General features: G+C 72.7%; 17 protein-coding genes and 1 pseudogene. 9 read left to right on the top strand and 9 right to left on the bottom strand.

The annotated features are described in order from the left end of the window. Positions 1 to 91 precede the first annotated feature (91 nt). Positions 92 to 520, top strand: a complete 429-nt coding sequence (locus PS271_RS27660) for a hypothetical protein (RefSeq protein ID WP_398385589.1) — start codon at positions 92 to 94, stop codon at positions 518 to 520. A 112-nt stretch (positions 521 to 632) separates the two neighbouring features. Here the strand turns inward: PS271_RS27660 and PS271_RS27655 are convergent. The 5 genes and pseudogenes from PS271_RS27655 to PS271_RS27635 form a co-directional block, all read right to left on the bottom strand. Further along, a pseudogene (locus PS271_RS27655) lies at positions 633 to 794 on the bottom strand (AAA family ATPase); the annotation flags it as partial. Positions 795 to 796: 2 nt separating this feature from the next. Further along, positions 797 to 1387: a GTP-binding protein gene (locus tag PS271_RS27650; RefSeq protein ID WP_398385587.1), complete on the bottom strand. Its 591-nt coding sequence runs from the start codon at positions 1385 to 1387 to the stop codon at positions 797 to 799. Continuing rightward, on the bottom strand, positions 1374 to 1739 hold the full coding sequence (locus PS271_RS27645) for a DUF742 domain-containing protein (protein WP_398385586.1): 366 nt from the start codon (positions 1737 to 1739) through the stop codon (positions 1374 to 1376). The genes PS271_RS27650 and PS271_RS27645 overlap by 14 nt, the downstream gene beginning before the upstream one ends. Next, a complete protein-coding gene (locus tag PS271_RS27640) occupies positions 1739 to 2143 on the bottom strand; it encodes a roadblock/LC7 domain-containing protein (protein ID WP_398385584.1) in 405 nt (134 codons plus the stop codon). The genes PS271_RS27645 and PS271_RS27640 overlap by 1 nt, the downstream gene beginning before the upstream one ends. Next, positions 2140 to 4413, bottom strand: coding sequence for a sensor histidine kinase (locus PS271_RS27635; protein ID WP_398385582.1), 2274 nt, complete (start codon positions 4411 to 4413; stop codon positions 2140 to 2142). Before PS271_RS27635 ends, PS271_RS27640 begins: the two co-directional genes overlap by 4 nt. A 683-nt stretch (positions 4414 to 5096) precedes the next feature. Between PS271_RS27635 and PS271_RS27630 the strand changes: the two genes are divergently transcribed. Next, positions 5097 to 5339 carry a hypothetical protein gene (locus PS271_RS27630; RefSeq protein WP_398385581.1) on the top strand — a complete coding sequence of 81 codons (243 nt, stop codon included), beginning with the start codon at positions 5097 to 5099 and terminating at the stop codon, positions 5337 to 5339. A gap of 128 nt (positions 5340 to 5467) precedes the next feature. Next, positions 5468 to 6463, top strand: coding sequence for a dihydroxyacetone kinase subunit DhaK (dhaK, locus tag PS271_RS27625; protein ID WP_398385580.1), 996 nt, complete (start codon positions 5468 to 5470; stop codon positions 6461 to 6463). Between the two features lie 6 nt (positions 6464 to 6469). Here dhaK and PS271_RS27620 read toward each other — a convergent pair whose 3' ends face one another. The 4 genes from PS271_RS27620 to PS271_RS27605 form a co-directional block, all read right to left on the bottom strand. Continuing rightward, positions 6470 to 8569, bottom strand: a complete 2100-nt coding sequence (locus PS271_RS27620) for a nuclease-related domain-containing DEAD/DEAH box helicase (protein WP_398385579.1) — start codon at positions 8567 to 8569, stop codon at positions 6470 to 6472. 89 nt (positions 8570 to 8658) lie between these two features. Continuing rightward, on the bottom strand, positions 8659 to 9777 hold the full coding sequence (locus PS271_RS27615) for a M4 family metallopeptidase (RefSeq protein WP_398385577.1): 1119 nt from the start codon (positions 9775 to 9777) through the stop codon (positions 8659 to 8661). A gap of 120 nt (positions 9778 to 9897) precedes the next feature. Then, on the bottom strand, positions 9898 to 10578 hold the full coding sequence (locus PS271_RS27610) for a response regulator (RefSeq protein WP_398385575.1): 681 nt from the start codon (positions 10576 to 10578) through the stop codon (positions 9898 to 9900). Further along, a complete protein-coding gene (locus PS271_RS27605; protein ID WP_398385573.1) occupies positions 10571 to 12661 on the bottom strand; it encodes a sensor histidine kinase in 2091 nt (696 codons plus the stop codon). The genes PS271_RS27610 and PS271_RS27605 overlap by 8 nt, the downstream gene beginning before the upstream one ends. Before the next feature lie 198 nt (positions 12662 to 12859). On the opposite strand from PS271_RS27605, the gene PS271_RS27600 reads away from it, so the two are divergent. From PS271_RS27600 to PS271_RS27575, 6 genes are all read left to right on the top strand, one after another. Then, positions 12860 to 13933 (top strand): radical SAM protein, encoded by a 1074-nt coding sequence (locus tag PS271_RS27600; protein WP_398385572.1) that lies wholly within the window; start codon positions 12860 to 12862, stop codon positions 13931 to 13933. Between the two features lie 201 nt (positions 13934 to 14134). Beyond that, a complete protein-coding gene (gene lanKC, locus PS271_RS27595; RefSeq protein WP_398385571.1) occupies positions 14135 to 16762 on the top strand; it encodes a class III lanthionine synthetase LanKC in 2628 nt (875 codons plus the stop codon). Between the two features lie 425 nt (positions 16763 to 17187). Further along, entirely contained in the window at positions 17188 to 19761 is a 2574-nt protein-coding gene (lanKC, locus tag PS271_RS27590; RefSeq protein ID WP_398385570.1) for a class III lanthionine synthetase LanKC, read from the top strand. A gap of 8 nt (positions 19762 to 19769) precedes the next feature. Further along, on the top strand, positions 19770 to 21053 hold the full coding sequence (locus PS271_RS27585; RefSeq protein ID WP_398385568.1) for an MFS transporter: 1284 nt from the start codon (positions 19770 to 19772) through the stop codon (positions 21051 to 21053). Beyond that, complete coding sequence (iscX, locus tag PS271_RS27580; RefSeq protein WP_120756348.1) at positions 21040 to 21234, top strand: Fe-S cluster assembly protein IscX; 195 nt, start codon at positions 21040 to 21042, stop codon at positions 21232 to 21234. Before PS271_RS27585 ends, iscX begins: the two co-directional genes overlap by 14 nt. Before the next feature lie 230 nt (positions 21235 to 21464). Beyond that, positions 21465 to 23075 carry a M4 family metallopeptidase gene (locus PS271_RS27575; protein ID WP_398385566.1) on the top strand — a complete coding sequence of 537 codons (1611 nt, stop codon included), beginning with the start codon at positions 21465 to 21467 and terminating at the stop codon, positions 23073 to 23075. The last annotated feature ends 92 nt before the right edge of the window (positions 23076 to 23167 follow it).

Genomic DNA, 23167 nt, shown 5'->3' with positions numbered 1-23167 from the left:
CCATGTCCACCGGAAAGCACCGGGATCCGCTGCGTCCATGACCCAGCGCTTCTATGGTGTGTCTACTTGCAGACAAACCAGGGAGTACGCCATGGATCCGATCGCGGTGACCACCCTCACAGCACTGGCCGGAGGAGCCGGCGGGGAAGCCGGACGCCAGGCGTGGCAAGGGCTCGTCGCGCTCGTCCGGCGCCCCTTCCGGCAAGAGGACGCTCGCGACGGGGACGGGGACGAGAACGTCACTCCCAGCTCGGGCCGGCCCGAGCTCACGGCGCTGCAAGACGCCCCCGCCGACCTGACGCGCGCGGCGGCACTGGCCACGGCGCTCGGCGTACGGGCGGCCCTGGACACCGAATTCCGGGGGCTCCTCGCGGAGTGGCAGCAGCAGGCCCAGGCGGTCCGCCCCGCCGGCTCCGTCCACAACGAGATCAGCGGCGGGACGCAGCACACCGTCCTCCAGGGACAGGACTTCTCCAACCTCACCTTCACCGTCTCCCCGACCACGCCTCCCACCTCGTAGCGCGCCACCGGCGCCGGCAGTGCCAATCCGGTCCGGTCCGGCTGCGCCGTAGGACCGCAGACTGCGCAGTGGCGGTCAACTCGCCCCGCCCGGACGGGCCAGGTCGCAGCGGGAAGTGCGCCCGCAGTTCCGTTATCAGGTCGTCCCTGATCTCGTCGGCCTCGCCCTTGTGGTCGAGGATGTGCTTGGAGCCGATGTTGCTGGTCATGATGACCACGGTGTGCCGGACGTCGACGGTGCGGCCCTGGGCGTCGGTCAGCCGTCCGTCGTCCAGGGTCAGACAGTGGCGGTCCCGTCCGCCCGGGCGATCAGCAGATCCAGCAGCGAGAGCAACGCGCCGCGGACCTCCTCCCGGGAGCGGGCGTCGAGCAGGAGAACGGGAGTGCCCGGGTCCTGAAGGTGCAGAGCCGCTCTGATCTCCTCGGTGGTGTAAGGCTGTTCACCGTGGAAGCAGTTCGCGCCGATGACGAACGGCAGCCCGCGGCTCTCGAAGAAGTCGATGGCGGGGAAGCTGCGGTCCAGCCGCCGGGTGTCGACCAGAACGAGCGCGCCGAGCGCCCCGTACAGCAAGTCGTCCCACATGAACCAGAAGCGCTCCTGGCCCGGTGTACCGAAGAGGTACAGGACCACTCCGGCGTCGGTGAGCGTGATACGGCCGAAGTCCATCGCGACCGTGGTCGCCTTCTTGCTCTCGATGCCGTCCAGATCGTCGACTCCGACGCCCGCGGCCGTCAGCCGCTCCTCGGTACGCAAGGGGTCGATTTCGGAGATGGCTTCGACCAGAGTGGTCTTGCCGACGCCGAAGCCCCCGGCTATGAGGATCTTGGCGGGGGACGCTTCCGGTGCGGCGGTGTCATAGGCGGGCAAGGTTGTCCCTGATTTTCATGAGCAGGTGGACATTGGAGGTTTCGGAGACGTCCAGCGGCGGCCGGTGGCGGATCAGACCGCGGTCCAGCAGCTCGCCGAGCAGGACCGTCACGGGGGTCAGCCGCATCTGCATCCGGGCGGCGATCTCGGCGACCGCCCGTCCGTTCGGCGACGGGCACATGGCGAGGATCTCCTGCCACTCCGTGGGCAGGCTGCCGTGACCGCCGGTGTCGGCAGCCGCTGTGATCATCGTGTCCATCGTCAGGCCGTGGCCGGGCGCGGCCGTACGCCCATCGGTGAGGGCGTACAGCCGCGTCCGACGGCCCTGTCCGGGCTGGGGGTCGGCCGCCACTACGACGTGGGCGTCTGTGAGCGTTCGGGGGTGCCCAGCCACTCGCCGAGGGCCTGCGCGGCGCGGACGGTCTCGCCGCCCAGTTCGCCGAGCCGTGCCTTGCGGGAGGCCACCACGATCAGCGTGCTGCCCGACCCGCACCCGACGATGCACAGGTACCGGTCGTCCATCTCCACGAGCTGACGCACCACCCCGCCGCCGTCGATCTCTCGCGAGATGGCCTTCATGGTGGAGGCGATGCCGGAGGCCGCCGCGGCCACCCGCTCGGCTTGGTCCCGCTCCAGCAGATAGGCGCTGAGCTTGATCCCGTCGTTGGAGAGGAGCACGGCTCCCTGGATCCCCGCGATCCTGCTCAGGTTGTTGTCCAGGATGCTGTAGATCACGTCGTTGTTCGCCGTCGTCATGGCTGGTCCCCTCGGAGCTCGAGTTCCACTTGCCGGGTGCTGTCTTCGTAGTCCGTCCAGGCGTCGGCCACCTCTTCGGGCGTGGCGGCGTCCTGACGGAGCGGTTCGGCCGCGCGCCGCTCGCGCAGCCGCGGGGCCATATGGGCCTGCGGGACGCGCTCGGGGAGAACCGGCCGGGTGGGGAGGTCCCCGGAGCGTGACGGGAGCGGTGCCTCCGGCGTCGTGGTACGGGCCGGCCGCGCCTGCTCCTTCCGCCGGCGCCGCGGCAGTCCCGGCGCGGTGGGAGCGGGGTCGTCAGCCGGATCGCGGGGCTGCTGAAGCGGGACGAGCCCGGGCCGGCGTTCCTCGGCGGACCGCGGTACGGGCACGTGTTCCTTCGCCGGCCCGGGGGCCGGGGTGCGCTCCCGGGTGTCCACGAGGTGCTCACCCGGGACGATCACCACGGCGGATGTTCCGCCGAACGCCGACCGGCGCAGCGTAACCGTCACCCCCAGCTGGTCGGCCAGGTGGCCGACCACGAAGAGGCCGAGCCGGTGCGCGTTCCGGGCCAGCACGGAGTACGGCGGGGCGGAATGCAGCCGGCCGTTCATCTCCTCGTACTTCTCGGCGGTCACCCGCGGGCCACGGTCCTCGATCTCGACGCAGAGGCCGTCGGCCACGAGTTCGGACCGGATGGCGACCCTCGTCGCCGGCGGGGAGAAACGGGTGGCGTTGTCCAGCAGCTCTGCCAGCAGGTGGCTGAGCTGGCTGATCACGCCGGGCTCGACACTGGTCTCGTCCATGGCGTGGCGGTCGACGCGCCGGAAGTCCTCGACTTCGGCGGCCGCCTCCCGGAGCAGGTCGGCGATGCGCATGGGCTCGGTGTGCGGGTCGGGGATCTCGCCGCCCGCCAGGATGAGCAGGTTCTCGATCTGCCTCCGCATGCCGACCGTGAGCTGATCGGACCTCATGAGGTCGGCGAGGAGCGCCTCGTCCTGGCCGAAGGCGTCCTGGAGGTGCTCGGTGAGGGCCAGCTGCCGGCTGACCAGGTTTCCGGTCCGTGAGGCGATACCGGAGGCGAACACGCTGAAGCCCTGCCGCTCGTCGGCGAGCGTACGGTGCCCCTCGATGGACACGGCGACGACGCGGGCGAAGGCGTCGCTGATCCGTCCGACCTCGTCCTGCTCACCCCGCGGCTGCGGCAGCGCGTCGGCGCCGACGGCTTGTCCGCGCCGCAAGCGGGCGACGATGTCCGGCAGGGTCTCCTCGGCCACCGTCACCGTGCGGTCGTGGAGATCCCGCAAACGGCGCAGAACCGAGCGCGTGGTGACGACCACTACGGCGATGACCAGCAGGAGGGCGGCGCCGCTTGCCGCCACCAGCAGGACGACCTGGTGCTCCAGCTGCGCCGCCTCGTCGTCGGCGTGGGTGAGCAGTTCCTGGAGCTCGCTCTGGTTGAGGGTGTTCAACTGGGCGGAAACGGTATCGGCGGCCGCCCGCCAATCGCGGATGTCCGGCGGCAGCGCGATGCCGGAAGGGACGTCCCGGTGCTCGGAGACGACCGCCTTCTCGATGCGGGACTTGGTTTTCCATGCCTTCGAGGCGAGGATCCGCTGGAGGATCTCCTGGTCATCGGCGGGCAGATCGAGGACGATCTTGTCGTACAAGTAGTCGCTCGCGCCGACGGCTTCGATGAATTCACCGAACCTGGCGGTTGTCAGCTTCCCGGAGGGGCCCGACATCGCGAGGATGGAGTCCTCGCGGGCCACCACCTCCGATGCCGAGAACAAGGCCACCAGCGACGCTCTCTCCTGTGTGAGCCCACCGTCGTCGACGTGGCTGAAGTCTTCGTAGCAGCGGATGGTCTCGTTGATGACGCCGGTGTAGTAGTCGACGGTGTCGTCCAGGCTGCCGTGGCGCGCCTCGGCTCGAGCACGCCGAGCACCCAAGTCAGCCAGCTGTTCCGTGACTTCCTGCAGGTGCTTCTTGACCTGGCCGGAAGAGACCTCAACGGTGTCCGATGACTTCGAGAACGCGGTCACGGCCCGGTCGGTGTCGGTCCGGCGGCTGCGCAGGTCGGCCGCGGACACGGGGGTACCCGACCACCAGGCGGCGGTGATCGCGCGCTCGGACTGGAGTGTGACCATGAGCTGGTACAGGGGCACGCCGGTCCGCCGGCCGGCTGCCACGTCCTCGCGCAGGTGCCGGGACTCCTGCATCAACCGATTCGAGCTGATGAGGACTTGGATGCCCATGGCCACGGTGGGCACCACCGCCAGCCAGACGAGCAAGGTACGCAGGCGTACTGTGCGCCGCCGTCTCCTTCGTGGTGGCTCGCCCGGGTCTTCGGATGCGGCAGGAGTCATCAGCCCTCGTAAAACAGAGTCGGCCATTCTTGGGAAGGGGCCGATCATAACCAGTCAACTTAAGAAAGAAACATTGAGGTTGGCGCCGAGGAATGATAAAGGCGCTCAAGAGGAGTTGGTTGCCGGTTGGGGTGATTGTCGGCTGCGCCCGAAGATTGAGCGGATTGCACGCCGAGGCGTCAACATTCGAAGCATCGCGGGGGCACCCCTGGCCCGCACGGGCACCCGGAGGGCGGCTCAAGCGCATCACGCTTGAGCCCTCCGGTGACGCGGGCGGTCCGCGGTGGAGGCGGCCGACACCCTCCTTCTTCCGGGCGCATCCCGCCCCGAAGACGCCGGCACCGGGGAGGGCGCCGCCGCCCTCCTGCACCACCTCAACACCGGCCGACACCACGGCCGAGCTCCACCCCAGCCTCGCCGAAACCGTCCGCGGTCACCGCTTCGCGCCCGCAGCGCCGGCCGCGATGCGCTCCTACCTGGACGCACTGGACGCCGCCCCGTTCGGGCCACCCGCCACAACGGCCTCGCCGCACCGCGTACTCACCGTCCTGGACCCAGGTATGCTGTCGCTCGCTGCCGAACGCACCTGGGGTGCCAACGTGTTGGGCATGCCCGTCGAGCACACCCGCAGGGCGAGGTCGGTGCTCGGCCCCGACGCACTGCTGGCCGTCACCCAACTCTGTGTGCTCAGCTCCGACCGCTCCCGGACGGCCGAGCTGGCCCGAGCCACGGGAGCGGCGGCCCTGCCCAACCGCCGCGCTCTGCTGCACGACCTGGAACACCTGGACGTGGACGCGCTCGGCGAGCGGCTCGTGGACGCAGAGGAACTGGCCGCGCACCTCGCGCCCTGAGCAGGCGTCCGCAGGGGGAGCCGCCGCAAGAACACGGGATCAGTCAGCACGAGGCCCATGCACGCATCGCTCATGATGGAATCGCCCCCGTCGACCTCCTTGTCCGCCCGACCCTCCCGGAGTGCCGTATGAAGATGCTCATCAACGTTCCCGAATCCGTCGTTCCCGATGCGCTGCGGGGGATGGCCGCTGCTCATCCTGAGCTCAGCGTCGACGTCGAGCACCGCGTCGTCGTGCGGCGGGACGCGCCCGTGGGCGGGAAGGTGGGGCTCGTGTCCGGGGGTGGGTCGGGGCATGAGCCGTTGCACGGGGGGTTCGTGGGGTACGGGATGCTTGACGCCGCGTGCCCCGGGGAAATTTTCACCTCTCCCGTTCCTGACCAGATGGTGCGGGCGGCTGCGGCCGTGGACAGCGGCAAGGGCGTGCTGTTCGTCGTGAAGAACTACACGGGTGACGTCCTCAACTTCAACATGGCCGCGGAGCTCGCCGAGGACGAGGGCATCCAGGTGGCCAGCGTGCTGGTCAACGACGACGTCGCGGTGACCGACAGCACCTTCACCGCGGGCCGGCGCGGCACCGGCGCCACGCTGTTCGTGGAGAAGATCGCGGGCGCGGCGGCCGAGGAGGGGGCGCCGCTGGAGCGGGTGGAGGCGCTGGCGCGCCGGGTGAACGAGGCGTCGCGGAGCTTCGGCGTGGCGCTCGCCGCGTGCACCACGCCCGCCAAGGGCAGCCCGACGTTCGACCTGCCGGCCGGGGAGCTGGAGCTGGGCGTGGGGATCCACGGCGAGCCGGGCCGGGAGCGGCGCGCGATGATGACGTCCGGCGAGATCGCGGACTTCGCCGTGGACGCGGTCCTGACGGACCTCCGGCCGGGCGGCGAGCCGGTGCTGCTGCTGGTCAACGGCGCGGGCGGGACGCCGCTGCTGGAGCTGTACGGGTTCACGGCCGAGGTGCACCGGGTGCTGCGCGAGCGCGGCGTGCCGGTCGCGCGGACGCTCGTGGGCAACTACGTCACCTCCCTCGACATGGCGGGCGCCTCGGTGACGCTGTGCCGGGCCGACGAGGAGATCCTGCGGCTGTGGGACGCGCCGGTGCAGACGTCGGGCCTGCGCTGGGGCCGGTAGCCGGCCTCATCCCGCTTGCGGCCGGCTGACCGAGCCCAGCCACAGCGTGTCGCGCGCCCGGGTCATGGCGACGAAGAGCTGGCTGCGGTGGAGTTCGCGGCGCTCGCGGGCGACGCCCTCGTCGGTGCCGTCGCCCGCCCGGGCCGCGGCCGGTGCGTCGTGGTCGGGCAGGTGGACGTGTTTGAACTCCAGCCCCTTGGCGCGGTGGTAGCTGCCCAGCTTCACGCCGGGCACCGGGCGGCCGTCGTACTGCTCCAGGGTGATCGCGGGTATGCCGTCCCGGGCGAGGAGGCGCCGGTAGCGCTCCCGCTCCGCGCCGGTGCGGCAGAGCACGGCCGTGTCGGGCCACGCCCCGGGGCCCAGGGCGTGCAGGGCGGTAAGGAGGGCCGCGTCGTGCTCGGCGAGGGTCGCCGCGGCGACCCTCGTGACGCGGCCGTCGCCGCAGGTGAGGTCGATGTCGCGGCGCCCCGCGGTGGGGGTGCCGTCGATGTCGTCGAAGGAGTCCTGGGCGACGACTGCGAGGGCGGCTTCCAGGACGGCCTTGGCGTTGCGGTAGTTCGTGCGCAGCACCTGCCCGCGGTCGCCGCGCACGTCGACGCCCGCGTCGGAGAGCCGGAAGCCGCCCGGGTAGACGGCCTGCTGGCCGTCCCCGACGAGCAGCAGGCCGTTGTCCGCGTCGCCGACGAGCGCGTGCAGCAGGCGGACGCCGACGAGGGTGAGGTCCTGCACCTCGTCGACGACGACCGAGGTGTACGGGCTGCTGCCGGGGTGGGCGAGGGCCTCGTCGAGCGCGAGGGCGAGGACGTCGTTGAAGTCGTGCACGCCCTTGGCGGCGAGGTTGCGCTCGTACTCCTCGTACAGCGCCCACACCGCCTGCCGGTGCGGCCGGCGCAGGTGGGTGCGGCGGCGCACGCGCCGCACCGTCGCGTACTCCTCGAAGTCGGTGATGCCCCGGCCCTTGACGACGTAGTCGATCTCCTCGCGCCAGTAGCCGGGGGCCGGGTCGAGGGCGGCGAGCACCGTGCCGCGGCCATGGTGGGTCCAGGCCCGGCTGAAGGCGTCCTCCGCCTTGCCGCCGTCGAGCCTGCTCGCGATGCCGCGGGCGCGGAGGAACTGCCCGGCCCACGCGTGCAGGCTGCTGAACTCGACCCGGTCGGCGACCGCGGGGGCCATGGTCTTCAGGAACGTGCTCTGCACGCGGGGCAGGTTGTTGGCGAAGGTGACGTAGAGGATCCGCCCAGAGGTGCGCTGCGCGAGATGGGCGGCGCGGTGCAGGGCCACGACCGTCTTGCCGGTGCCCGCGGGGCCGCTGACGCGGGCCGGGCCGGACCAGTTGCGGCGGACGAGGGCGAGCTGGGCGGGGTGGAGGAACGTCATCCACTGTTCGATCGGGGCGCTGCGGGCGGCTTCCAGGGCCGCGTTCCGGATCGCCTCGGCGTCGAAGAGCGCGTCGTCGGGCGCATCCGGAGCCGGGAGCTGCGCCGGGGCCGGAGCTGAGACGGGCCGAGGGGACACGGCGGTGCTCTCGTACGCGGGGAAGGCGCGCTCCAGATGGTCGGCGACGGCCCGTACGTCGGCCGGACGGAGACGGGTCCGCTCGGCGACGAGCGCCGGGGTCACCTCGCGCTCCCCCAGCAGCCGTACGGTGCCGAGCGCGGCGTTCACCGACCGGCCTGCGAAGACCATCAGCGGCTGGACGGCCACGGGTGACAGGTTCAGCCCGGAGACGGCGTTCTCCGCGGTCCGCGTCATCCGGAGCAGCTTGCCGATCTCGCCGTCGTAAGTGCGCCCGCCGGCCGTGAGATGGCCGCCGGCCGTCTCGGGGGCGTGCCGCCAGTTCTTGACGTCGATGACGAAGACGCCGCCGGGGCCGACGAGCAGCATGTCGACGTTGGCCGAGCGGGTGCCGGGCCAGCGGCGGTCCAGGAGCAGCCGCCAGCCGCGCCGGGTGAGCACCTGGAGCTTCGCGGCGACCTGCCGTTCGCCTTCGCTCGCGGCTTCCCAGTTGCGGACCTCCCACCGGGCCGCCCTGAGCTGCTCGCGCAGCTCGCGTTCGTACTGCCGGGCCTCCTGCGCCCGCTTCCACGCCGATCCCCCCGCGGCCATGCGCGCCCCCTCTGCCACCCCCGGACGTAGAGTGATGATCGTATAACCCAGAGGAGCGAACGGGGTATCTCCCGCCTGACTCTCACCCTTTACTTGACGTTGACAGCTGCCCACGCGGCCGCCACCGCCGCGTACTGGCCGCTGCCGGTGCCGTACAGCTCCCCCGCCGCGCGCAGGGTCGCCGTACGGGCCGCCGCGTAGTCCGTGCGCGAGGTCATGTGGACCGTCAGCGCGCGGTACCAGATCTTCTCGGCGGCGGGCAGGCCGATGCCTCGGACGGGCTTGCCGTCGTAGGTGGGGCTGTCGTAGTGAACGCCGTTGACGTCCTTGGCACCGCTGCCCTCGGCGAGCAGGTAGAAGAAATGGTTGGCTGGGCCGCTGGAGTAGTGGACGTCGACGGTGCCGATGCCGGGGTACCAGTAGTCCTTGGAGGCGCCGTCCCTGGAGGGCTTGTCCATCCAGCCGCGTGCGGTGGTGCCCATGATGTCGGTCCGCTCGCCGGTGAGGTAGTCACCCGGGTCGACCGGGTTGTGCGCGGAGAACTCGGCGGCCGCGGCGAAGATCGTGCTGGTCGCCTCGTTGAGGCCGCCCGCCTCGCCGCTGTACCCCAGGCCCGCCGTCGACTCGGTGACGGCGTGGGTCATCTCGTGCGCGCCGGCCTCGATGGTGAGGACGGGCTCCCTGCTGCCGTCGGTGCCGTCGCCGTAGGTCATGCAGCCGCTGAGGGCGTCCCAGAAGGCGGAGGAGTAGTGGTTGCCGTAGTGGACACGGCTGCAGTTGCCGCGGCCGTCGCCGTAGACGCCTCTGCGGCCGTGGGTGTTCAGGTAGTAGTCCCAGACGACGGAGGCGATGTAGTGGGCGGCGACGCCGGCGGTCTGCCTGCCGCCGTCGCACCAGTCGTTGTCGGCGTCGGTGAAGAGGGTGCCGTTGCCGGTGGTCGAGCCGCCGAGGTCATACGTCCTGTGGTGGCCGCGCCCGGCGTCGTCGAGCTCGTACCGGCCCGTGGTGGTGTTGCGCGTGGTGCCGAGAGTGACCTCGCCGACGGTGCTGCCGCCGCAGCCCTTGCCGGTGGCGGGCTCGCCGGCGGGGCGGGCGCTCGCGGGGCCGGCCTGGAGCCCGGCGAGGAGCAGGGCGGCGGCGGATACGGCGAGGGCGAGTGACTTCCGGGACCCACGGGGTCTACGAGGTCTACGAGGTTGACGGGGCATGGCGGCGGCACCTTCTTCGGCTGCGGCGGCGGGAACCCTGCGGAACGGGCACGGAACCTGAAGCAGGAACGAGGGTGCCACCAGAAAGCCCCGCTTGTCAGGATCCCGACAACCTTCTCGTCACGTCCCCTCGGGCGTATGCCGCAGGTAGGCCAGCACGGCACTCACCCGCCGGTGCAGTTGCGGTATTTCGGCGAGGCCGAGCTTGGCGAAGGTGGAGTTGACGTGCTTCTCGATGGTCGACTCGGACAGCCGCAGCGACTCCGCGATGGCGCGATTGGTCTTGCCCTCCGCCATGTGCCGCAGGACGTCGAGCTCCCTGCGGGTGAGCCGGGACAGCGGGGCGTCGGCGGCGCGGGCGTGGCTGCCCATCAGGACCTCCACGATGCGCGGGTCGACGACGGAGCGGCCGGCGACCACCTCGCGCAGGGCGCGCAGCAGTTCGTCCACCTCGCCGATGCGCTCCTTGAGGAGGTAGGCGAGGCCGTCGGTGCCGCGCCGGAAGAGGTCGAAGGCGTAGTTCTCGTTGGCGTGCTGCGAGAGCACGACGACGCCGATGCCGGGGTGGCCGGCGCGGATGGCGTGGGCGGCCGCGATGCCCTCGGTGTGGTGGCCGGGCGGCATGCGGATGTCGGCGATGACGACGTCGGGGCGGAGCCGGCCGACGGCGTCGAGGAGTTCGCCGGCCGTGCCCACCGCGGCGACGACGTCGGCCTGGCCGGTGTCCTCCAGCAGCCGGCGGGTGCCTTCGCGGACCAGGTAGTGGTCCTCGGCGATGACGACGCGCAGGGGGTCAGGCACGGGTCTCCTCCCTCACTTGCTTCTCCTCCCGCACCCGCTCCAGGAGCCGGGCGCGGATGACGGTGCCGGTGCCGGGGCCGCTGGTGATGGTGAGCTCGCCGCCCACCGCCTCGATGCGGTCGCGCATGCCGGTGAGGCCGGATCCGCGGGTGGTCTCGGTGGGGAACCCGGTGCCGTCGTCGCGGACTTCCACCAGGAGCCGCCCGTCGGCGCGAGCCATGCGGATGGCGACGTGCGTGGCCGCGGCGTGCTTGAGGACGTTGGTGAGGGCCTCGGAGACCAGGTAGAAGGCGGACTCCTCGACGTCGAGGGCGAACCGCACCCCGCCCAGCGTGTCCTCGCTGTGGACGGTGACGGGGATGGGCATGCGGCGGGCGCAGGAGGTCACGGCGGCCACGAGGCCCTGGTCGGTGAGGATCGGCGGGTGGATGCCGTGGGCGAGCTCGCGCAGCTCGTCGATGACGCGGTAGGCGTCGTCCTGCATCTCGGTCAGGGCGGCGTCGATGTCACCGCCGCGGCGCAGGCAGCTGCGGGCGAGGGCCAGTTTGGCGACGAGGGCGACGAGCTCCTGCTGGATGCCGTCGTGGAGGCGGCGTTCGATGCGGCGGCGCTCGGTGTCCTGGGCGTGGACGATGCGGGCGCGGGAGGCGTCGAGCTCGGCGGCCTGGCTCTGCACCTCCTCCACGCGGGCGGAGAGCTCGGCGGCGAGGCGGACGTTGTGCACGGCGAGGGCGGCCGAGCGGGCCAGGGTCTCGCCGATGTCGTGGTCCTCGGGGGTGCAGCGGCCCTCGGCCTTCGGGCCGTACTCGATGAGGCCGAGCACGTCCTCCCCGTAGAGGAGGGGGAACTCCCCGAGGGGCTCGCCGGGCAGCCCGCCGGCGCCGGCGGGCCGTGCCCCGGCCTCCCCCACGGCGACGGGCAGGCCCTCGCCGCCGAGCCGGACGCGCACCCACTGGAGGTTCAGGCCCTCGTGCAGGCCGGTCGCGAGGCGGGGCGCGAGCCGGCCGAGGTCGTAGGCGTGCTCCAGGGTGGTGCCGAACTGGACGAGGAGCTCGAACCTGCTCAGGCGCTTGCCGAAGACGCGGCGCTCGGCGAGGGCGTTCAGCCGGGCGCGCAGCGGCTGGAAGAGTGCCGTGGCGACGACGGCGACGAACAGGGACAGGCCGACCGGGAGGTACTGGCCGGCGGTGAGCCCGAGCGTCAGCGCCATGCCGAGGTACCAGCTGTTGATGATGATCCACAGGGATCCGTAGACGGCCGTGCGGCGGATGACGAGGTCGACGCCGAGGAGCCGGTGGCGGAACGCGGCGTAGACGATGGCCAGGGCGATCGCCACGTACGGCAGGGCGCCCAGGACGGCACCGACGAAATAGAGGATGCCCTGCTCGCCCTGCCAGGTGCGGAAGAGGCGGGAGGCGCCCCGGGCCAGGAGGAGGACCGCGCCGGGGACGGCGAAGGGCAGGAGGGCGGCGATGTCGCGGCGGCCGGCCGCGGGGGCGCGCAGGCAGCGCAGCACGAGAAGGGCCGCGCCGAGGCCGGGCAGCCACGCCTCGGGGTAGTAGAAGACGACGTAGTGGACGGTGAGCCGGCTCATCCCGGTCAGCGGCAGGACGGCGGGCAGGGCCAGCAGGCCCCACAGGGCGCCGAGGACGCGGCGCTCGTACGGGAAGGCGTACGTGCCGTCGGGAAGCAGGGCGAGCAGCCGCACCACGAGGATGCTGACGATCAGGTCGCAGGTCTGGCTGAGGACCTGGAGGCCGTAGTCCGCGGGCAGGTGCAGCGCGCTCGGCCCCGGCCGGAGGTTCCAGCCGAAGGCCCGGATCAGCAACGTGGTGCTGTAGCGAAACGCAATGGTCACCGAGAGCCAGGTGCCGATCAGGAGAAGTCGCTTTGCGACCGGGCTTGTCGGCGCGTGCCACCACGTGAACAAACCGGCGAAATAGCACGGGAGAACGGAACCCAGGATCCACGGCAGCGTATACCGGTTCTGCAACTGGGTGGTGCCGATGAGCGTCGCCCAGAGCATGCACAGTCCGCCGCACACCGCGACGATGTGCATCCCCCGGTTTCTGGCCGCTGTCATAAGGGACATTATCGCGGGCCACCGGCGGAACCGTCCAGAGAGGAAATCCACCGTCGTGCATGGCGGAGAACCTCCATGCGGTTTGGGGGGCCGCCGGGTGCCCGGGAAAAGCCGCCGGGCCGCACACTCATGACGTCGCTTCCACGACATCGCATCCACGACATCGCTTCAGGGAATTCGAACGGAACGGTGGCTGCCATGAGTTCTTCCTCCGGTCCAGAGGTGGTCGTCTGGGACACCACCTACGCCTGTCCCCTGCGCTGCTCGCACTGCTACTCGGAGTCGGGGCGGCGCCCGTCCCGCCAGCTCGGCCCGCAGGACATGCTCCGGGTGACCGACGCCCTGATCTCCCTGGGGCCGCGGGTCGTCGCCCTGTCCGGCGGCGAACCGCTCCTCGTCCGCGGCCTGTTCGAGGTGGCGGCGCGGCTGCGCGCCGCCGGCGTGCGCACGTCCGTCAACACCAGCGGCTGGGTGATGAACCGGTCCCTCGCCGAGCGGCTCGCGGACCACTTCGACGAGGTGATCGTCAGCCTCGACGGCGCGACGCCCGGGGTGCACGACCGCATCCGGGGCCGGGCGGGCTCCTTCGACCGGGTGATGGCCGCGCTGGCGCTGCTGGACGAGGTGGCCGGGGAGCGCCGGGCGGCCGGCCGGCAGGGGCCGCGCCTCGGCATCGACTGCGTGGTGATCCGCAGCAACGTCGGGCAGCTGGAGGACTTCGCGGCCGTCATCGCGCACCGCTTCCCCCGGCTCAACACCCTCGCCTTCAATTCCGCCGTTCCCGAAGGCCTCGCCAGCCGCCCGGAATTCTGCCGCCGCGAACTCCTCGACGACGCCCAGGTGGAGTACCTGACCAGCGACGCGCTGCTGGCCCGGCTGCGCGAGCTCGCTCCCCCGTCCGTCTCCGTCTTCACCACGGACAACTTCAACCTCGTCATGAACCCGGAGCGGGTGGCACGCCGCGTCGACACCCTGGTGATGCAGGTGGAGCCGGACGGCAGGGTGCGCGGGATTCCCGTGTACGAGGGAACGGTCGGCAGTCTCCTGGAAGAGCCCGCGGCGCTGCTGTGGGAGCGCACCCTGGAGCGGCTGAGCGACCCCTTCGTCGTGGAGACCCTGTCCTCGGTGCGCTCCATGGGGACCTGGGCGGAGGCGGTGCGGCGCATGGACCTGCGCTTCGGCTCCCCGGAGGACGTGCTGAGGATCGGCCGGCGCTCGGTCCGTACCCATCCTCCGGAATTCGCCGAAACGACCGACTCCATGGCCGGCTGATCCTGTAGTCGGCTGATTCCGTAGACGACTCGTCCAGCGGCCGGATGATTTCCGGGCCGCATTCCGCGGACAGGCCGCGGGCCCGGTCAACGCCGCCGATTCCCAAGATCTCCGAAGTCGTCAAAAGAATTCCTCAGGCTTCCGCAGACGCCCGCACACTTCCGAAGTACCGAGAAGTACCGAGAGGAGGGGCCCGCCTTGATGCGTCTCAAGGACTACGACCGTTTCTACCGGGCGGACCCGGACTTCTTCGAATTCCCCGAGCGCCTCGCCGACACCTCCGGGCGGCTTTCCGCTGCCCTCCGCGAACCGCCGGCGGGCTGGGACCGTACGGACCGCGGCTGGTGGGTGGCGCTGCGGCCGCGGGCGGCGCGCGTGCCCGCGCAGGGCTGGCGGATCCACGTCTCCGTGGCGCTCCCGTACGTGGCGCGCGCGGCGGAGACCGTGCGGGGCTTCTGCCTCCTGCGTGGCATCCCCTTCGAGGTCGTCCGCAGCCTCGACGCCGCCCGTGCGCTGGCCGGCGAGCACGCCGACCGGCTCACGAGCGGCGATCTGATGACGCTCCACCCCGCCGGCGAGAGGGAGCTCGCCGACACGCTCACCGAACTGAACGCGCTGCTGGAGGCGCTCCCGGGCCCGTATGTCCCGGGCGGTCTGCGCCACCGTGCCGGGCCGCTGTACGTGCGGTACGGCTCCTCCGGAACGCTGCGCTGCCCCGAGCGGGCCGCCGCGTACGGGGCCGGTGACGAGCCCCGCCTGGTGCCCGCGCTGGAGCGCCCCGACGGCACGCTCGTGCCCGAGAACCGCCGCCCGGTCTTCCGCTGCCCGGACTGGGTCGCCCTGCCGGAATTCCTGCGCCCGGACCTCGAAGCGCTGCACGCCGCGCCGGAAGAGCCGCTGCCCTACCGCGTGCTGCGAGCGCTGAAGGCCACTGCCGGCGGCGGCACTTACCTGGCCGAGGAGCGCGCCACCGGCACCCGCGTCGTCCTGCGCGAGGCCCGCCCCCACACCGGCCTCGACGGGCACGGCGACGACGCCGTCACCCGCCTCGCCCGGGAGCGCGCGGTCCTCGGCCGACTGGCCGGGCTGGACTGCGTGCCCCGCGTCCTCGGCCACCACGTCCGGGCCGGGCACCACTTCCTCGCCCTGGAGCACGTCGAGGGCCGCAGCCTGGCCGAGGTCGCGGCCGCCGCCTTCCCGCTGACCTCCGAGGCACGGGCGGCCGAGGAGGCGGCCGCGTACGCCGACCGGTCCCTGGCCGTCGTCGCCCGGATTGCCGGAGCGCTGCGCGAACTGCACGCCCGGGGCGTGCGCCTGGGCGAGCTCAATCCGGCGGACGTGCTCCTGCGCCCCGACGGGCGCGTCGTCCTCACCTGTCTCGCGACGGCCACGGACCTGGCGGACGACCGGGCCCCGGCCCTGGGCGAGGAGGGCTGCACGGCACCGCCCGGCCTCCGGGGCGCGGACGCCACCGCGTACCTGCTCGACGCCCTGCGCCTGTGGCTGCTCCTGCCCGTCCCGCACCGCAGCCCCGCGACCCTGCGCGCGCTCACCGCGGCCACCGAGGAGCTGTACCCGCTGCCCGCGGGATTCGGCAGCAGGCTGCTCGCGGGCCTGCTGCCGCATCAGGCGGCCTACGGGGCGGCCCGGGAACGGGACGAGGACCACGCCGAGCTGCTCGCCGCGGAGGACCTCAACTGGCCCGCCGTCCGGGACTCCCTGGTCGCCGGCATCCACGCCATGGCCACCCCCGAGCGCGAGGACCGGCTCTTCCCCGCCACCCCGGCAGGCCCGGACTCCCTCGGCGGCCACGCGTTCGGCCACGGCGCGGCCGGCGTCCTCTACGCCCTGCACCGCGCCGGCGCCGACGTGCCGGAGCGGTACGTCGCGTGGCTGGTGGCCGCCGCGGCGCGCGACGCCGATCCGCGGCCGGGCCTGTACGACGGGCTGCACGGCGTCGCCCTGGTCCTCGACCTGCTCGGCCGCCGGGACGAGGCCCTCGGCGTCCTCGCCCGCTGCCGCCCGGCCGAAGCCCGCGTGATCCGCCCGGACCTCGCCGGCGGCAAGGCGGGCATCGCCCTGAACCTGCTGCGGTTCGCGCGGGTCACCGGGGACGCCGGGCTCCACGAGGCCGCGCTGCGCACCGCCGGCGAGCTCGCCGCGCTCGTCACGGCCGGGCCGCTCACCGCCCGGCCCGGCGTGCCGCCGCCCTGCGGCCTGCTGCACGGGGCCGCCGGCATCGCCCTGCTCTTCCTGCACCTGTACGAGGAGAGCGGCGCGGCACGCTGGCTCGATCTCGCCGACCGCGCCGTGGGGCACGACATCGACCGGTGCACCGTCCAGAAGGACGGTGCCCTGACCCTCTTCGACGGCACGCACCACCTGCCGTACCTGCACGGCGGGAGCAGCGGGCTCGCGTTCCCGCTGCAAGGGCTGCTGCGGCACCGGCCCGGCGGCGGCAGGGCGGCCACGCTCGCCGCCGTCCGGGACACGTGCCGGGCACTGTACGTGCGCAACGCCGGGCTGCTGCGCGGGCGGGCGGGTGCGATCGCCACGCTGGCCGCACTGGACGGTCACGGGGGCCGGCCCGGTGCGGACGTCCGCACCCAGGTCCGCCGCCTGGCCTGGTACGCGCACTCCTACCGCGGGCACCTCGCGTTCCCGGGCTTCCGGATGCTGCGCCTGTCGGCGGACCTGGCCACGGGTTCGGCGGGCGTGCTCCTCGCCCTGGGCTCCGCGTTCGAGGGTGACGGCACGGCGGGGCCCGGTCCCGTCCTGCCGTACCTCGACCCGCGGTCGTCGTCCCGACGAGCCGAAGAGCGGAGGTGATTCGGATGACGGAGATCCTGGAGCTTCAGGAGCTGGAGGAGGAGACCCCTGCCCTGTGGCCCTGCGCCAACAGCTCGCACAGCAGCCTCGGCATGGCCTGACGGTCCGTGCGGCCGCACGGCCGTGCCGGACAGGCCGGCGACGGGAGGGAGGTGACGAACATGTCGGAGATCCTGGAACTGCAGGAGCTGGAGGAGGAGACCCCCTCCGTGTGGCCCTGCGCGAACAGCTACGAGAGCGCCCGCGGCGTCGCCTGACGCACCGGCCGCCGCGCTGCTGAGGCAGCGCTCGCCCGCAAAGACTGCCGGCCGTGGGCTGCCCGCGGCCGGCAGGAGCCGGGGATCAGGGCGCCGTGATCAAGCCGGCATCAAGCCGGGATCGAAGCGCCGCGATCAGGAATCAGGGAACCGGGAGGGGAAGGTCGCATGCTCGCTCAGGGTCATCTCGCCGCGGATCCCTGCTTCGTGGACACGCTCGACCGCATCGGCGACGCCGCGGAGCGCTTCGCGCACACGGACGCGCCGCCGCCCCCGGGGTGGCTGCGGTCCGAGCGCGGCGGCTGGGTCAGCCTCCACCGCCCGGAGGCCCGGCTGCCGCGACAGGGCTGGAAGATCCACGCCTCCGCGACGCCCGCCCGGGCGGAGCACGTCATCGACACGGTCTGGGACCACTGCACCGCACGCGGCGTCCCCTTCAAGTTCCTGCGCAGCCCTGCCGTCCACCAGCAGGTCGACAGCAAGCAGGGGCCGCGCTCGGCGGGCGGCAAGCTGGTCACCGTCTACCCGGCGGACGAGCGGGAGCTGGAGCGGACCCTGGCGGACCTGTCGGGTCTGCTGCGCGGCGTGGAGGGCCCGTACATCCTGAGCGACCTGCGCTGGGGCGACGGCCCGCTGTACGTGCGCTACGGCGGCTTCAGCCTGGCGTACTGCTTCTCGCCCGAAGGCGAGTACGTGCCGGCGGTCGAGGGGCCCGGCGGCGCTCTCGTGCCCGATGTGCGGGGCACCTCCTTCCGGGTGCCGGCGTGGGTGGAGGCGCCGGCTTTCATCGCCGCCGCCATGCAGGCCGCCACAGCGAGTACGCCAGGCGGCTTCCCCTACCGGGTGGAGAAGGCCCTGCACTTCTCCAACGGCGGCGGGGTGTACCGCGCCACGGACAAGGGCTCCGGGCGGCGCGTCGTGCTCCGCGAGGCCCGGCCGCACGCGGGCCTGGACGACAGCGGCGCGGACGCCGTCGCCCGGCTGGACCGCGAGCACGCGATGCTGCGGCGGCTCGCCGGCCTGGACTGCGTGCCCCGGGTGTACGCGCGGACGCGCCACTGGGAGCACCACTTCCTCGTCGAGGAGCTGGTCGAGGGCGAGCCCTTGCAGGAGGCGGTCGGGCGGCGTCACCCGCTCTTCCGGCACGGCCCGGGCGAGGACGAGGTCGCCGCGTACGCGCGCTGGGCCTGCGACGTCCTCGGGCGGATCGAGAAGGCCGTGGCCGAAGTGCACGCGCGAGGCGTGATCTTCGGTGACCTGCAACCGGGCAACGTCATCGTGCGCCCCGACGACAGCGTGTGCCTCGTCGACTTCGAGACGGCGTTCGCGGAGGGTGGCGAGGACGGCGCGTCCCGGCCCGCCCTGGGGACCCCGGGCTTCACCGCCGCGTGGGCCCGGTCGGGTGCCGCGGTCGACACGTACGCCCTGGCCGCCGTGGCCCTCGCGCTGTTCTGCCCGCTGACGCCGCTCCTGCGCTTCGACCGGGAGAAGCACGTGCAGCTGGCCGGGTGGGCGGAGCGGCGGTTCCCGCTGCCGCCGGGCTACGCCGCGCGCCTGCGCACGGAGCTCGCCCCGCCGCCCGGCGAACCCGCCTCGGACGACCCGCCGGACGGCTCCCGCTGGCCGGAGGAGTGCACGGCGGACGGACAGGCAGCGCTGGACTCCCTCCGCGAGGGGATCCTGCTCAGCGCGACGCCGGAGCGCACGGACCGGCTGTTCCCCGGAGACGTACGGCAGTTCGACCAGCAGGGCGCGTCCCTGGCGTTCGGAGCGGCCGGCGTGCTGCACGCCCTGTACGTCACCGGGCGCGCGGACTACGACGCGTTCGGCGAGCACGTCACGTGGCTGGTGCGGGCCGCCGAGCGGACGCCGTGGCCGCGCCCCGGGCTGTACGACGGGCTCGCCGGCATCGCGTACGTCCTGGACGAGCTGGGGCGGCCCGAGGAGGCGCGCGAGGCGCTCGCCCGGCTGGACGGCATCGACCTGCAAGGCTGCGGCCCCGGGCTGTTCGGCGGGCTGGCCGGGATCGGCCTGGCCCGGCTGCACTTCGGCGACGCGGACGCCGCCGCGCGGCTCGCCGGCCGGCTGGCAAACGCGCTCAGCGGTACGGAGCGGCTCGCGGGCAAGGCGGACGCGGCCGGGCTTACGCACGGCTGGTCGGGCCCGGCGCTGCTCTTCACGCGGCTGTACGCGGCGACGGGCGAGGCGTCCTGGCTGCGGCACGCGGAGACCGCGCTGGGCAGGGACCTCGGACGCTGCGGAGCGCCCCGGGAAGGACAGGTCCACGTCAAGGATGGGCAGCGGTGGCTGTCGGCGCTCGACCGCGGCAGCGCCGGGATCGCCCTCGTCCTCGACGCGTACGTGCAGCACCACGAGGACGCGCACTTCGCGCTGCTGCGCGACCGGATGCGCGACAGCCTGGGCACCGAACTCCTGCTCTCCCCCGGACTCCTGGACGGACAGGCGGGGCTGCTGTACAGCCTCGCCCACCTGGCCGGCCCAGGTCCCGCACCGGCTGCACACCTGCGGGGCCTGGGCCTCCACTGCGTACGGTTCAAGGGCCGGCGGGCCTTCGCCCTGGACGGACTGCTGCGGCTGTCCATGGACCTGGCGACCGGCAGCGCGGGCGTGCTGCTGGCGGTGCACACCGCGCTCCGCGGCGGCCCGGCCGGACTGCCGCACCCGCCGCTGCCGTTCCTGGCCCCGTCCTCGCCGCCGTCCTCACCGCCGCCCGCGCCGTGAGCGCTGCCGTGAAGCCCAGGGCCCGCGGACGCGCGGCCCCGCCCGGCAGCCTCCGCCGGAACCGGGACTTCCAGCTCCTGTGCGCGGGCCAGGGCCTGTCCATGCTGGGCTCGGGCGCCTCGGCGATCGCGCTCCCCCTGCTCGTCCTCCGGATCACGCACTCGTCCCTGAGCGTGGGGCTGGTGGAGGCGGTCTGGACGGGCGCGCTGGCGCTCGCGTGCCTTCCGGCGGGCCCGGTCGCCGACCGCTTCGACCGCCGCACGGTCCTGCTGGTGTGCGAGACGGGCCGGGCGGTGGCGAGCGCGGCCCTGGCGGCCGCGGTCCTCACCGGTTTCTCGCCGCTGCCGGTGCTCCTGGCCGCGGGCGTCGTGCTGGGGTTCCTCGCGGCGCCGTTCAACGCCGCGGTGCTGCCGGCGGTCCGGGAGGTCGTGCCGGAGAGCAGGCTGGCCACGGCGCTGGCCGTCAACCAGGTGCGGGGCCAGCTCGCGTTCCTGATCGGACCGGTCGCCGGGGGCCTGCTGTTCGAGGCGTCGCCGAGCTGGCCGTTCTGGCTGGACAGCGCGTCCTACGCGGTCTCCGCCGCGTGTATCCGCGCGCTCCGTACGCGTACGCGACCGCCACCGGGCGAAGGGGCCGGACGCGAGGGCTGGTGGCGGTCGTTCACCACGGGGATCGCCTTCCTGTGGAGCGAGCGGGTGCTGCGCCGGCTGACGCTGATCGCCTCGGCGCAGAACTTCGTCTTCGACGGGGTGTACCTGGCGATCGTGGTGACCGCCGCGCGCGAGGGGGCGCCGGGCGGCTCGGTCGGGGTGCTCACGGCGCTGTCGGCGGTGGGGGCGATGACGGGGGTGGTCCTCGCGCCGCGCGCGGGCAGGCTCCTCTCCCCGTCCGGGGTGCTGCTCGTGACCGGCGTGCTGTGCACGCTGCTCGTCGGCGCGATGGCGCTCACGGCGAGCGCGCTGGTGCTGGCCGTCCTGCTGGCGGGGTGCGCGGCGGCCGTGGCCGTCGCCGGCTCCGTACTGACGGTCGCCCGGCTGCTGCGCACGCCGGCCGGGCTGCAAGGCAGGACGAACAGCGCGATCGGGCTGCTGTTCATGGCCACTCCCCCGCTCGGCTCGTCGGTGACGGGACTGTTCCTGGGCGAACTGCCGGGCCGGCTCCTCTTCTTGTGCTTCGCGGCGGTCCTGGCGTTCCTCGCCGTCGCGTCGCCCCGGGAAGCCGCGTTCACCTCCGCCGACGCTCTGGACCGTTCGAACGGTGTAGGACACACTCGGGCGCATGCAATGGACTGACATCCAGCAGATAGCGGCACAACTCGCCGCGAAGCACCCGGACCGCACGCCGCTCTCCGTCGCCTTCCCGGAAGTCCGCGACCTGGTGGTCGGGCTGGAGGCGTTCAGCGACGACCCGGCCCGCTACAACGTACGCATCCTGGAGTCCATACAACTCGCCTGGAGCGACAGAAGGGACTGACCCGAGGCCGGAGTCGGTGCCTCCGGCCTACCTCCGGCACCGGAGGCACCGACAGTTTCGAACAAGACATCGTCGGAAAACTCCACGCCAGATTCTTGTTGCGCACCTGTCAACTTTTGCCGGTAGCTGGCACCATCCTCTCGATTCACTCCTGCATCAACGGGCAGTCCGCCCTGGGATGTCCGATCCCTCGCCGGGCCGCGGCCCGGCGCCCCTGCTAGGAGACAGAGTTGAGACGCATAACCCCCCGCAGCCACACCGTCCGCACCACCGCCCTCCTCGCCTCCGCCGCCCTGTGCGCCGTCGCCGTGCAGACCGGGGTGGCCGGTGCCCAGGCCGACCGCGGCCCCGGCGCCATGGCGGTCCAACTGAGCCCCGACCAGCGGGCCTCCGAGATACGCACCGCCCAGGACCAGGCGAGTGCCACCGCCGGGCGCATCGGCCTCGGCGCCAAGGAGAAGCTGGTCGTCCGCGACGTCGTCAAGGACGCGGACGGCACGGTGCACACCCGCTACGAGCGCACCTACGACGGCCTCCCGGTCCTCGGCGGCGACCTCGTCGTCCACCGGGACAAGGCCGGCCGCACCACCGTCACCAAGGCCACCGAAGCGACCCTCGCCCTCGCCTCGACCGACGCGCGGCAGCCCGCATCGGCCGCGGCGAAGACCGCCCTGTCGGCCGCCTCTTCGGCGCACACCGCGAAGCCCTCCGCCGGCACCCCGCGCAAGGTCGTCTGGGCCGCCGCCGGCACCCCGGTCCTCGCCTACGAGACCGTCGTCGAGGGCGTCCAGCGCGACGGCACGCCGAGCGAGCTGCACGTCGTCACCGACGCCGCCACCGGCGCCGAGCTCTTCCGCCACGAAGCGATCGAGACGGGCACCGGCACCAGCCAGTACAGCGGCACCGTGCCGCTCACCACGACCAAGAGCGGCAGCAGCTACCAGCTCACCGACGGCGCGCGCGGCGGCCACAAGACGTACGACCTCAACCAGGGCACGTCCGGCACGGGCACGCTCTACACCAACGCGACCGACACCTGGGGCGGCGGCCGCCAGACCGCGGGCGTCGACGCGCACTACGGCGCGGCCGTCACCTGGGACTTCTACAAGAACTTCCTCGGCCGCAACGGCATCCGCAACGACGGCAAGGGCGCCTACTCCCGCGCCCACTACGGCAACAGCTACGTCAACGCGTTCTGGAGCGACGCCTGCTTCTGCATGACCTACGGCGACGGGTCGGGCAACAAGAAGCCGCTCACGGCCATCGACGTCGCGGGCCACGAGATGAGCCACGGCGTGACGGCCGCGACCGCGAAGCTGGTCTACAGCGGCGAGTCGGGCGGCCTGAACGAGGCGACGTCGGACATCTTCGGCACCGCGGTGGAGTTCTACGCCAACAACTCCTCGGACGTCGGCGACTACCTCATCGGCGAGAAGATCGACATCTTCGGCAACGGCAAGCCGCTGCGCTACATGGACAAGCCGTCGAAGGACGGCAACTCCGCCGACAACTGGTCCAGCGGCGTGGGCGGCAAGGACGTCCACTACTCCTCGGGCGTCGCCAACCACTTCTTCTACCTGCTGGCCGAGGGCAGCGGCGCGAAGAAGATCAACGGCGTGCAGTACGACAGCCCGACGGCCGACGGCTCCAAGGTCACCGGAATCGGCCGGGACAAGGCCGTCAAGATCTGGTACAAGGCCCTCTCCACGTACATGACGTCCAACACCAACTACAAGGCCGCGCGCACCGCGACGCTGTCGGCCGCGGGCGCCCTGTACGGCACCACGAGCACCGAGTACAAGACCGTTGCGGCGGCCTGGAGCGCCGTCAACGTCAAGTAGGGCCGGCATCGCCGGGTGCCCCTTCCGGGCCCGTCCCCACCTCCACAGGGGGCGGGCCCCTCGGCGTGCCCGGATCGCTCCCGGGCCGTTCC

It is taken from the genome of Streptomyces sp. SCA2-17 (assembly GCF_044336695.1).
Note: the sequence above shows the minus strand (reverse complement) of the source record. Positions and strands in the feature narration are given on the sequence as shown.

Bases quoted from the DNA above. Each gene is read 5' to 3' on its own strand.
- PS271_RS27640 (WP_398385584.1), bottom strand. From the start codon at position 2,143: ATGACGACGGCGAACAACGACGTGATCTACAGCATCCTGGACAACAAC.
- iscX (WP_120756348.1), top strand. From the start codon at position 21,040: ATGCAATGGACTGACATCCAGCAGATAGCGGCACAACTCGCCGCGAAG.
- PS271_RS27660 (WP_398385589.1), top strand. From the start codon at position 92: ATGGATCCGATCGCGGTGACCACCCTCACAGCACTGGCCGGAGGAGCC.
- PS271_RS27620 (WP_398385579.1), bottom strand. From the start codon at position 8,569: ATGGCCGCGGGGGGATCGGCGTGGAAGCGGGCGCAGGAGGCCCGGCAG.
- PS271_RS27630 (WP_398385581.1), top strand. From the start codon at position 5,097: ATGCCCGTCGAGCACACCCGCAGGGCGAGGTCGGTGCTCGGCCCCGAC.
- PS271_RS27605 (WP_398385573.1), bottom strand. From the start codon at position 12,661: ATGACAGCGGCCAGAAACCGGGGGATGCACATCGTCGCGGTGTGCGGC.
- lanKC (WP_398385571.1), top strand. From the start codon at position 14,135: ATGCGTCTCAAGGACTACGACCGTTTCTACCGGGCGGACCCGGACTTC.
- PS271_RS27615 (WP_398385577.1), bottom strand. From the start codon at position 9,777: ATGCCCCGTCAACCTCGTAGACCTCGTAGACCCCGTGGGTCCCGGAAG.
- lanKC (WP_398385570.1), top strand. From the start codon at position 17,188: ATGCTCGCTCAGGGTCATCTCGCCGCGGATCCCTGCTTCGTGGACACG.
- dhaK (WP_398385580.1), top strand. From the start codon at position 5,468: ATGAAGATGCTCATCAACGTTCCCGAATCCGTCGTTCCCGATGCGCTG.
- PS271_RS27600 (WP_398385572.1), top strand. From the start codon at position 12,860: ATGAGTTCTTCCTCCGGTCCAGAGGTGGTCGTCTGGGACACCACCTAC.